The 9,004-nt window shown below is 48.1% G+C and carries 8 protein-coding genes; 4 read left to right on the top strand and 4 right to left on the bottom strand.

Annotation, left to right across the window (positions count from 1 at the left end):
* Window positions 1-316: 316 nt before the first annotated feature.
* Window positions 317-1,534, bottom strand: coding sequence for an ExeA family protein (locus ABD07_RS14605; protein WP_160818903.1), 1,218 nt, complete (start codon window positions 1,532-1,534; stop codon window positions 317-319).
* Window positions 1,534-2,088, bottom strand: coding sequence for an OmpA family protein (locus ABD07_RS14600; protein WP_240142589.1), 555 nt, complete (start codon window positions 2,086-2,088; stop codon window positions 1,534-1,536). Before ABD07_RS14600 ends, ABD07_RS14605 begins: the two co-directional genes overlap by 1 nt.
* 670 nt (window positions 2,089-2,758) lie before the next feature.
* On the opposite strand from ABD07_RS14600, the gene ABD07_RS14595 reads away from it, so the two are divergent.
* Together ABD07_RS14595 and ABD07_RS14590 are read left to right on the top strand one after the other, a co-directional pair.
* A complete protein-coding gene (locus tag ABD07_RS14595; RefSeq protein WP_205010707.1) occupies window positions 2,759-3,652 on the top strand; it encodes an SPFH domain-containing protein in 894 nt (297 codons plus the stop codon).
* Between the two features lie 233 nt (window positions 3,653-3,885).
* On the top strand, window positions 3,886-5,085 hold the full coding sequence (locus ABD07_RS14590; protein WP_338040597.1) for a hypothetical protein: 1,200 nt from the start codon (window positions 3,886-3,888) through the stop codon (window positions 5,083-5,085).
* 168 nt (window positions 5,086-5,253) lie between these two features.
* On the opposite strand, the gene ABD07_RS14585 is transcribed toward ABD07_RS14590, so the two are convergent.
* Entirely contained in the window at window positions 5,254-6,873 is a 1,620-nt protein-coding gene (locus ABD07_RS14585) for an MFS transporter (RefSeq protein ID WP_160818901.1), read from the bottom strand.
* A gap of 342 nt (window positions 6,874-7,215) precedes the next feature.
* Between ABD07_RS14585 and ABD07_RS14580 the strand changes: the two genes are divergently transcribed.
* A complete protein-coding gene (locus ABD07_RS14580; protein ID WP_160818900.1) occupies window positions 7,216-7,728 on the top strand; it encodes a DUF1993 domain-containing protein in 513 nt (170 codons plus the stop codon).
* Between the two features lie 54 nt (window positions 7,729-7,782).
* Window positions 7,783-8,199 carry a DUF3617 domain-containing protein gene (locus ABD07_RS14575; RefSeq protein WP_160818899.1) on the top strand — a complete coding sequence of 139 codons (417 nt, stop codon included), beginning with the start codon at window positions 7,783-7,785 and terminating at the stop codon, window positions 8,197-8,199.
* 567 nt (window positions 8,200-8,766) lie between these two features.
* Here ABD07_RS14575 and ABD07_RS14835 read toward each other — a convergent pair.
* Window positions 8,767-9,004: hypothetical protein (locus tag ABD07_RS14835; RefSeq protein WP_205010706.1), on the bottom strand; the 238-nt coding region annotated here is incomplete at its 5' end.

Here is a 9,004-nt window from a genome sequence, read left to right as displayed (position 1 = left end):
TTCATCAGGCTGCCTGAGCTTGATTAACCCGCCTTGTCAGAGCTTAACTTCGCTTTTAGGTTGTACAGGTTAATGGCGCCACTTCACAGTATGGGTGGTTTTCTTTCTATAAGCCGAGTCGATGATCCCTTATTTACCAATATCGTTTCTAATGTTTGGGGTCACGTGCTGGACTAAGCTTGTTAAGTTTTACCGTGCGCGGGAAGAAATACAGCTCGCGCGATTAAGTTTCGATCAGGTCAGGATCAATTATTAGCCCGCTTGGTGAGCGGGCTTGGTTTTATTTGGACTCGGGTTGATGCGTGTGAAATGTTGATCAAAGGCCCAGTAAGTTACGAAGGCAGTCGAGCACTCCCGAAGAATCGGAGCGATGGCAAAAGAAAAAAACACTGGCTATAAACGCAGTAATCGATAGAGCGAGGACTACCATGGAAAGCATCAAACCTTTCTGATCGTATTTAGCCTTGATTACTTTCGCAATATCGTCATATGAAGGTTCGGATAGCTCGATTTTTTCTTCAGGAATGTTCAGAGACTCACTGCTGCTGACTTCCGGATTTACTTTTGGTTCGGTTTTTTTGACCGTGTGCGCAGCGGGCTGAGCTTTTTCAACCGCGGGTGATGTTGATTCTTGCGCGACAGTACCGGTTGCGGGTGAGTGTGTTTCCTGATTCTTTCTTTCCCGGTTGTTGAGTAAAATAATGTAATGAAATACGTCGGTTATCATACCCATTCGCTGGGTGGCTTCATACACATCCTGTGCATCAACGATGGTTTTATTGCGTTCATACGCAACATTGAGCGATCGATCGCAGAGTGAATTGATGGTCCGTGGCGTTCCTCCGGAGCCGAACGCAATCGTGAGTGCTTCCCATCCGGTATCCGAGATGAGCTCAGGTGTTCCTCCTGCCACTTGAATGCGATGTTTGATGTACTGTAACACCCGGTCGACATTCATCTTTCCCAGTGTTTCCAGCGCTGCGATCCGTTGCTTAAAAGGCGCCATCTCAGGCCGGTTGATCTTTTCCATCAACTCTTCCTGACCGAGAAGCAGTAGCTGAATGAGTTTGGTTGATCCTTCCTCAAGATTGTTGAGCAAGCGAATACCGTTGATCACATCTTCCGTCATCAGATGGGATTCATCCATAATGACTAAGGATTTTTTTCCTTCCGCATTGATTTTTAGTAATGCATTCCGGATATCCCGCATGACGAAGGTTTTTTCCGCCGAAGTCGGTTGTACTCCAAGTTCCTGCGCCAGAAATAAATAAAGATCCGAGCTATTCGCGGGCGGTTCGGCCATCCAGATGAGTTTGATATTTTCGGGAAAATCGGACTTGATCATCTGACTCAATGTTGTTTTCCCGGAGCCGATCGGGCCGGTGACAACAATCAAGCCACGTCCGCTGAGCAAAGATCCGGATATTTGTTTACGGATCCGGGCATGATCTCCGTGATCATAAAAAAACAATGGATCGGGTACATTCTCGAATGGAAGTCGGTTGAGGTTAAAGTGCTGCGAATACATGTGCATTAATTGGCTCCCTCTTGCGGCAAAAGTTTTACTTCAACTCTGCGGTTTTTGGCTCTACCTTCTTCGGTATTATTGGAAGTTATCGGATGTGTATCACCGTGACCGGTAACCGATATCCGATCTTTCGATATGCCGTGTAAAACCAGTATATTGGCAATCGCCTTAGCGCGGCGCAAAGATAAATCCATATTGTCACTGCCGGATTTACCTGTCGGTATATTGTCGGTATGGCCTTCGATGAGAATACGGCTGTTTGGAAATGCGGATATTTCCTGCACGAGATTTTCAATCGCGGAATAAGCAACATCCTGTATCACATCCTGGCCGGAGCGGAATGTTTTGCCACCAAATACTGTCACGGTGCGCGATTGCGTATCGGGATTGACCGTCTTAATACCGGCTATTTTATCTTCCGCCGTTGCCACTTTATTCTCAAGCTGTGTGATGACCTCTTGCATTTCTGTAGCGAAAGCCTTATCGGCCTCCGAATCACCACCTGGTTGAGTCAAGGTTTCGGCTGCCGCAGAGGGCGCTGCAACCGGAGGTGCCGGCATGGGTGGCGGTGCCGGTATAACCGTCAAGTCGGATGGGTCATTTAAATATGAATAAGCAGTTGTGTAACTCTGGAAATTCATGGCCTTATACGTAATGAAAGCGGATAAAGCAAAAAATATCACAGACAATCCAATGATAATTGAACGCATAGCGAAGTACTCGTTATATTGATTTTTGATATGTTGCTGATGCAAGCGAGTGTTAACGGATATAAGCTGAAATATTTTAATGTAATGAAAGTTAATTTGCCCAGATGCAGTTGTTAAACCGGATAGAGGGGCTTTTTCTGCGCGTGAATCGTGTTCAATTTCTTAGAGTTAGTACATTACCTCTAATTTCATTGGATTGCACAAATTTTTTATTGCTTGATGTGATGTTTATCGCATAACTCTTTACAAAAACATGATACGTTAGCAGATATCCATAGCCGGAAATGTTTTTGGTTTGAACGGATAGGTTCGAGAATATCACAGAAACAATCTAATATCGCCAGTACGCCGATCAAAAAGAATCAAATTGAAGCGATATTGACTGGAAGTACGATTTCTCGCCAATCACACCACACTTTTATACTCAGTATTATCGATTTATTATTCTTGATCAGGTTTGACACTGCATTGAATCATCGCTACATTTTGCTAGTAATGGATCAATTGAAAGGGGATGAATGTGAATCAGAAATCGGGCAGCAGTGTAATCGGCACAGACGAACAAATCATTTCCGGCACCAACGGGTGGTTGATGCTGATGGTATTGCTACCCGCAATACTGTTCGCGGTTTTTTTAGTGGCCACGCCGGGTGGTCCTGTCAAATTAATAGCCGGTGCAGCATTGCTGGTGATCACGCTCTTTTGCTGCAAAGGACTATTCACACTCGAGCCTAACCAAGCAGCGGTGATGATTTTTTTCGGCAGCTATGCCGGAACAGTTAATGAGAGCGGTTTTTTCTGGGTGAATCCGTTTTATAACCGGACTCGCGTGTCCTTACGGATCAATAACTGGAATACACCGGTGCTGAAGGTCAATGACGAGCGTGGCAGTCCGATTGAAATTGCCGCCGTGATTGCCTGGCGGGTGCAGGACACCGCCAGGGCTGTGTTCGATGTTGAAAGTACATTGAATTATTTGCAAATCCAAAGCGAATCCGCCGTGCGTCAAGTGGCCAGCAGTCACGCCTATGACGCGGCCGAAGGAGGGCAGCGCAAAAGCCTGCGCACCGATCTGGATGCCATTGCCGCGCTGTTGCGTGATTCTATACAGCAACACGTCGAAGTGGCCGGCATTGTGATTGAAGAAGCCAAAATTGCCCATCTCGCTTATGCGCCGGAAATCGCCAATGCCATGCTACGACGTCAACAGGCGGAAGCGGTGGTGCAGGCGCGTCAAAAGCTTGTTGACGGCGCGGTCGGTATGGTCGAGGTGGCGTTGAAGAATCTGGAAGATAAAAAAATCGTTACGCTGACACCCGATCAACGCGCAGTGCTGGTCACCAATATGATGACCGTGTTGTTATCGGAATCGGGCGCGCAGCCGGTCATTCAGATGGCGCAATCGACGCAATGAATTGGATTGAAAAAAATATAGATGAGATAAGGAATTAGGCAATGTCATTCATGTTTGACTTTAATTTGAGATATCGCTATATAGTGAAATGCGGTATCGGCAATACCGATTTCATGCAGTAGCAATGCGAGTTTATCGACACTACAAAGGAGAATAACAGCATGTCAGCGACCACAATTTTTTCAAAAAAATCTTATCGAACCCATAAGCTGTGCATTTGGAGCATGATACTTGTGCCATTTCTGATCTCGGGTTGCAGCATCGGCGATAAAATCGACAAGTTGACCGACAAGGTCAGCGATGTTGCCGGTGATACCGTTGCCACGCTGGATAACGCTATCGATGCCTTGGACCGGAATTCCTCGTCGTGGCAAGCGGTATTGCAGGATACCACCGCGAAGTTGACGAGCGATGCGCAATCCACGGTGCGCAATGAAGTCTCGGATGTGCTGAATCGCAGCGTAGCCGCTACCGGCGATGAATTGCGTTGTAATGTGGATTTCATCGGTACGCGTGTGCGGCAGGCTTTGGTGAGGATTCGCGCACGTCTGATGCATCAAGCGATCCCGCCGGTTGAACCGGCATTGTGTCATGTGGTTCCGGCCGCTGTGGATATGGCATTGGACCCAAGCCGCCGCAATAAGCTGGAATTTTTTGGCTACGATTTCGATACCACACCGATCAAAGTCACGCTGCATGACACCTCGAGAACACTGGATGTTTCTCCCGAATTGGACCGGTTGACGCACTATCACATGACCCTCAACCTCGGTGCCAACGGTGTTCCTTTATCCAAAACCAGCGATCGTCTCACGTTGGAATGGCAAAATCGTCCTATCTCCAGCATTGCGGTCATTCAGCCCGCGACACCGGTATGCCGGGAAAAAACCGAAACGTATGCGCGCGACACCTATTTATCGTTCACACCGCCTCATACCCGAGGTGATAAGGAATTCGGTGGTCATGGCCCGGAAGTTTGGGCTAAAGCAACCTGGAGTATCCAAGGCACGCGCGTCAACTTACGGCTCTGGATGAAAGCGCAAGAAACACGGAGCGATTGGACTACTGCCGAAGGTGAACGCAACGATACTTACTATACGGCTCCCCCCGGTTGGCGCATTGACAGTATCGTCAGCAGTCTAGAAAGCTCAGCACATTATATTGACACCGATCATAACGATGATCGTCAGGGTGGTGGCCCAAGTGGACCGGTGAAGGAATTCAAATTCCGCGGCGATCGCGATGGTGACGATGCTGGCAGTTATACCGGCGTGGATGTGACTTTCAATCCGCTGGTGGTGAAATTGGTCGAAGTGGCGAATTGTGCTCCGGCATCGGCGGTTAAATCGTTGCAAATCAAAGACCAGCTTGCGCCTTCCACAATCAAACGTCTGCAACCTATGATGTTGAAGTTACAACCAGCAAAACCTTAGTTCTTAGTTATAGGGTTAAGCAATCACCGGCTTTGCGCAGGTGATTGCTCTGCCAACCGGTATTACTCAGATTTTCCTGCTTGGAAAAACCATGATTGAGAATAGCCGCTGCGGTTCTATCTTCACTGCACAACCAAAATCTCAGATCTTGCCGTGGTTTTTCCCCTTTTATAAATCGTGATGTGTTTTGGGGATTGTTTTCGGATGGCCGCCGGTATGCGGGGCAACCGCATGGGTAACACGTGGCGAGCTTTCTCCGCGATGTAAGGCGAAAATTTTGTTTTGCAGCAACTTGTCGGACACCGATACGCGGGCATGCTGGCGCAAATGCGCAACCCAGGATTCGACCGTGAACATCTCAATGAATCGCCCATGATCCTCGACATCCTCAAAAAATCCCCATTGAATGGCGCCGTCGCGGCGGCGGGTCATTTCCAGTTCCTGCATCAGCAAATAAAAAGCAGCACGATCCGCATCGTCGATACGATAGTCCAGCATCACCAGCACGGGGCCGTGATCGTGCGATATAGGAATCACCGGCGCGGGGTCGGACCAATGACCGGACGCCGTATAGTCATGGTGTTCGCCCAGATTGAGTTTGAATCGCGCCGTGATCGGGATCAGCAGCAGCGCCAAGAATCCTGACACGGTCAATGCTTCCGGCAAGCCGATGATTTCCGTTGCTTGCCCCCAGCTGAGCGATCCCGCTGCCATCGCACCAAAAACCACCATCTGGAAAATGGCGAGTCCGCGGGCGCGGACCCAATCCGGCAGCGCCATTTGCGCGGAAACATTCAACAGCGAAACCGCCATGATCCATGACACGCCGCCAGTCAATCCGGCGATCATGCCAGTCACCGCATGCCCGCCATAGGCAAACAGCATGGAGCTCAGTGCGGTTACCGTTGTTGCCACCATTATGATCGTGTTGGCCTTGAAATGTTTTTTCATGACAGGCAGCAAAAATGCGCCGGAAACCGCACCAATGCCCAATGCAGTCAATAAAATACCGTAAAGGCTGGGGCCGCCTTGCAATGTATCCTTCGCGATCAGTGGCAGTAATGCCCAGTAAGCGGATGCGCACATAAAAAAAGCCAACGCATGGATCAAGGTGTGACGTAGCGGTTCGCTATGTAGAGCGAAGCGAATACCGGCACGCATCGCGCCAGCCAAGCGTTCGCGTGGCAATGCGTCGTCTTGGGTGGTGCTCGCGCGCCACCATAACAATGCTGCTGCGACGGCAAGATAGGAAATGGCATCCAGAAAAGCTGTCGTCACGGCGCCGGCTGCGGCCAGAATAAAACCACCCAATGCCGGACCGATGGCGCGGGCGATATTCATGCTGACGCCATTCAACACAATGGCGGAACTTAATGTGTCGCGCGGCACAAGACGGGGCACGATGGCCTGCCATGCGGGCATGGCAAAAGCCGATCCGGCGCCGATAATGAAAGTAAACAGCAACAGAGTCCAAGCCGTAACACTGCCGGTCCATAACAGTGCGGTAAAAAGCAACAGCACAGCTGCCAGAAAGATTTGTGTCCACACCAGCAGTTTGCGGCGATCAAAAAGATCGCCCAGTGCTCCGGCGGGAAGGGCGAAAAGGAAAACCGGTAAGGTCGTTGCCGCTTGTACCATCGAAATCATGAAAGGCGAAGAGGATAATCCGGTCATCACCCAGCCGGAAGTGACATTGAACATCCACGTGCCGATATTTGAAACCAGTGTGGCAATCCATAGCACTGTGAAAATGCGATGTTTGAAAGGAGAAAACGCAGAACCTGTCATTTCGTTTGCTATCTTCGGTCAGCAACGCAGCTGCAGCCGATCGTCCTGGGATTGTTAGAGTCTGGTACCAGCCGGTTAAGGTGGAAAAATACATCCGATTCAATGTTTGTCATGGTTTGGGGCTCCGTTCAAGCAGTTAACCACTATAGCAAGAAGTGCCAGCTGGCTTCGGTTTAAGTACTATACAGCATTCCTGTTCACTCGCATTTTCTTGGCTTTAAACTGGGTTTGCCGGTTATTGGCGGTAGTGCAATGGTTGTGCGCACGCAATCCAGCATAATCATGAGATACTGAATACCATCACACGACATCGCGTTTAACCATTAACAGGAAAATATTTTTATGACTACTTCGTATATGTACAAAACCTCAATACCCGTTTTCAAGCAACTGCTGACCAGCTTAAGCGCCATTTTGACCAAAGCGGAAGCCTATGCCGCCACAAAAAAATTTGAACCGGCCGTATTGTTGAACGCCCAGCTGTATCCCGATATGTTTCCTTTGATCCGCCAAGTGCAAGTGGCTGCGGATTTCGCTAAAAGCGTATCAGCCCGGCTGGCGGGGGTTGAGGTACCAGCTTATGAAGATAATGAACAGACTTTCGCCGATTTACAGGCGCGCATCGCTAAGACGTTAGCGTTTATCGAAAGCCTGACACCCGCGCAGTTCGATGGCAGCGAAACGCGTGATATCGTGTTGCGTCCGGGCACACCGAAAGAGAAAAAAATGGTTGGACACAATTACTTGATCAACTATGGGTTGCCGCAATTCTTCTTCCATGTCACCACTGCTTATGCGATTCTGCGGCACAATGGACTGGAGGTCGGCAAAGGCGATTTCATGGGCAGTTTTTAAGGGTTGTTGCACTATAGGCCTTGCCATTTCTGATCGGCGTTATGAGGAAAGCGAATGAAGCATGTTCTTAATTATGCGATATCAATCATTACTTTATTGATTGCATTCAGCGCTCATGCGCAGCCATTCCCGAAAGGCAAGTGGGAAGTCACCACGCAAACCATAATGCCTCACATCATGACGCCGATGCCTATCCATAAAGATGTCATTTGCGTCAATGATAAAACCAAAGGAAAACCGCCCATTGCTGTGCATGAGTCCTGCAAATTTTTCGATTATAAAATTATCGGTAATGATGCTTCATGGCAAATGAAGTGCAAAGGCGAGCTGAAAATGAATGGCGCGGGAAGAATTATCTTCAACTCGGACAACTATAAAGGTTCCGCAATTATCAAAATGAAAATGCCTGACTCGGAACCCATGGAAATAGATCACACATACACAGGCAGACGGATTGGCGATTGCAAATGAACTGGAAATTCCCTGCTGACATCAAGTAATGCCCGTCTTTGATCAATAATAAACCGGATAAAATTTCAGTAGCGAATATCCCGCGTCCGTAGCCAATAATACCGAAACAGCAAACCGGATTTAAAACGGAAGCGTGAGATTTTTGACTGGTGCGATTGACGGGAATTTATGGGTTGTGGGATTTAAACTGCATGAATCCTGAACCGGTGGCGGGGCGGTGTCATACGCCTTTTGCTCTGAAACTATTTGTATGTAGCAATCTATGTTTTTTGAATTTTATTTATACCAACAAATATGCCAACAAAAATGCCTTGCTTGCGCTTTATTCAACATTGACGAAATGATTTATTTGTATCATGCCGCCGGGCTCGGTCTGATTGGGTTATAGGTCGCAAAAAGTGAAGAAAAAAGAGGCGCGTTTTGAGTGTAATAGGAGGAAACAAAACGCGTCTTATAAGAAGGGAGTGTTATGAAAACCCGGCCTTCACTAGAAAGGGAAGCAAAGGCCGAGAGGTCAAGCTTTCTGATGGGGAAAAGTTGACCTAAAACCATGTTGCACCCTTTGAATTATTTGTTCTGTTCGCTCGCACACATACGCGGATTATGCTTTTTTCTTTCCTGAAAAAATATCACCAATATGTCACCGGCATTAATCAACGTTAAACAATAAAAAAGCCTAGGTGTAAGCCCAGGCTCGTTAAAAATAATCGCTTGTGGGCGATTCTGAAAGGTCGATTTCTCTAAGCTCTGGCGGTAAGAGTCCGGTTGTTGTAAATGTCGTATATCTTCAACACACCCAATGAGC

Source organism: Nitrosomonas oligotropha (genome assembly GCF_009833085.1).
In the GTDB taxonomy this organism is placed as follows: domain Bacteria; phylum Pseudomonadota; class Gammaproteobacteria; order Burkholderiales; family Nitrosomonadaceae; genus Nitrosomonas; species Nitrosomonas oligotropha.
Note: the sequence above shows the minus strand (reverse complement) of the source record. Positions and strands in the feature narration are given on the sequence as shown.